The organism is Bartonella sp. AP36NXGY, assembly GCF_042195865.1.
In the GTDB taxonomy this organism is placed as follows: Bacteria; Pseudomonadota; Alphaproteobacteria; order Rhizobiales; family Rhizobiaceae; genus Bartonella.
In genome coordinates this window covers 1-509 of record NZ_JBHIPD010000160.1, presented here as the reverse complement: position 1 = coordinate 509, position 509 = coordinate 1, and the positions used below count along the sequence as shown (strand labels likewise).

The following is a 509-nucleotide window of genomic DNA, read 5'->3' as shown; positions in this document are numbered from 1 at the left end:
CTTGGAGCTTTGGATGAAAAAGAGGGACAACCCTTTAAACTTGATCTCCAAAAAGCAAAGCAACTTTTAACAGAGGCAGGTTATCCGGATGGTTTTGAGGCCAGTATTTTTGCCGGTGCCTCTCCTTATCCTTTTGCTTTGCCTATTGCTCAGTCTCTCCAAGACAATGCAAAAAAAGTTGGAGTACGTTTTAAAATTGAACGTTTTGTAGGTACGCAGTTGTTTTCAAAATTTTATGCGCGTGGTTTTGATACGATTTTTTTCGGATGGAATAATGGCTCTGGGGACCCCCATACAATGGCTTCACGTCTTATTTATAATCCAGATAATCGGCTTGAGGCTAAAAATACAGGCTATGCGAGTTGGTGCCATGGGTATTTGGATGAAACTATGAATCAAAAGGTTCAAGATGCATTGTTTCAAAAAGATCCCAAAAAACGGGCGCAAATGTATGCTGATTTACAACGTGATTTTATGCAGAAAGGGCCTTATGCTTTTATCTATCAGAC

The 509-nt window shown here is 39.9% G+C and carries 1 protein-coding gene; it reads left to right on the top strand.

Annotated elements, in window-relative coordinates:
* Window positions 1-509 (top strand): ABC transporter substrate-binding protein (locus ACFINX_RS10430; RefSeq protein WP_375668841.1); only part of this gene is annotated, 509 nt, incomplete at both ends.